This is a genomic window from Candidatus Liberibacter sp., from assembly GCF_014048425.1.
Taxonomy (GTDB): Bacteria; Pseudomonadota; Alphaproteobacteria; order Rhizobiales; family Rhizobiaceae; genus Liberibacter.
In genome coordinates this window covers 1-1,305 of record NZ_JACETX010000087.1, presented here as the reverse complement: position 1 = coordinate 1,305, position 1,305 = coordinate 1, and the positions used below count along the sequence as shown (strand labels likewise).

The following is a 1,305-nucleotide window of genomic DNA, read 5'->3' as shown; positions in this document are numbered from 1 at the left end:
TAAATATACTCTCTGCACTGTTGGATTATGACCTATTATGGGTGATAAAATATACTTTATACAGTATATAATATATACTTGATACACTATACAATTCTGATGATTTAGATAATGTTTGGGATTATTTGCTTTTAGCGGATTTGGCTTTTTGAGCTCTTATGACACTCTTCGGTATGATGACTTCATCACCAAAATAAATCCAGTCCAGATGTTTTTTAGTTGTTTTCTTGATCATTTTAGCTGTTTCTATGCGGGGCTTAACTGTACCAATTTCATATATTGATATGTAGGCACACCGCAAACCTACCATTTTTCCAAACTCTACTCTGTTAAGCCCTAATGACTGTCTTAGCTCTTTAATCCTCGCTCCAATAGCCACAGGATCTAAGACTTTACACCTTAAACTTTGAGGTTTATGAGCCTTCAGGATCGTTTCCCCGTCATAGATCCAATCAAAGCTAGCTCCGTACTCATTTCGTAAATATAATGCGTAGTTAATACTGGTAGAGCGTATTCCATTTTCAAACTGATTAACGGCACTTTCAAGCTGATTAGCCCCTATAGCCATTTCTGCTTGGGTCTTACCTTTTTCCTTACGGATATCTCTTATACGCGTGCCTACTGCTTCCCAATATTTACGTATTTCTGGCGTTATAATCATGTCTTGTTTTTAGCTTTTCTAGCTCTTATGACACTTTTAGGTATGATTACCTCATCACCAAAATAAATCCAGTCCAGATGTTTTTTAGTTGCTTTCTTTATCTTAAGAGACGTTTCTATACGTGGAGTTCTATTACCATTTTCAATATTACTGACGCCGACATCGGATATGCCCATTAATATACTGCACTCCACCTTATTAAGCCCTAATGACTCTCTTAATCCCTTCAGTCTCTTCCCAATGACTATAGAATCCAAGACATCATTACTCGTTTTCTTAGACGTATAAGCCTTAAGGATCGTTTCCCCTTCATAAATCCAATCAAAGCTAATCCCGAATTCATTTCGAAGGAATAATGCGTAGTTGATGCTGGTAGAAGCTCTGCCGTTTTCGAAGCTACACAAAGCTGTTCTCATCATTTTGGTTTTAACAGCCATATCCTCCAGGGTCTTATTATTAGCCTTACGGATATCTCTTATACGCGTGCCTACTTCTTTCCAGTGACGTATTGTTTCTGGTGTTACGACCATTTCAGACTCATTTAATGCCTCTGATGAATATTCTAAAAACTGTTCACACTCCATAACATCCAAGCCTTAACCAATTGTAAATACCGTATTATGGTGAATTTAGATGATGTTTGA

The 1,305-nt window shown here is 37.0% G+C and carries 2 protein-coding genes; both read right to left on the bottom strand.

Annotated elements, in window-relative coordinates:
* Positions 1-121 precede the first annotated feature (121 nt).
* Complete coding sequence (locus tag H0G72_RS06030) at positions 122-661, bottom strand: helix-turn-helix domain-containing protein (protein ID WP_182017867.1); 540 nt, start codon at positions 659-661, stop codon at positions 122-124.
* Positions 658-1,245 carry a helix-turn-helix domain-containing protein gene (locus H0G72_RS06025; protein ID WP_259345182.1) on the bottom strand — a complete coding sequence of 196 codons (588 nt, stop codon included), beginning with the start codon at positions 1,243-1,245 and terminating at the stop codon, positions 658-660. Before H0G72_RS06025 ends, H0G72_RS06030 begins: the two co-directional genes overlap by 4 nt.
* Positions 1,246-1,305: the final 60 nt, after the last annotated feature.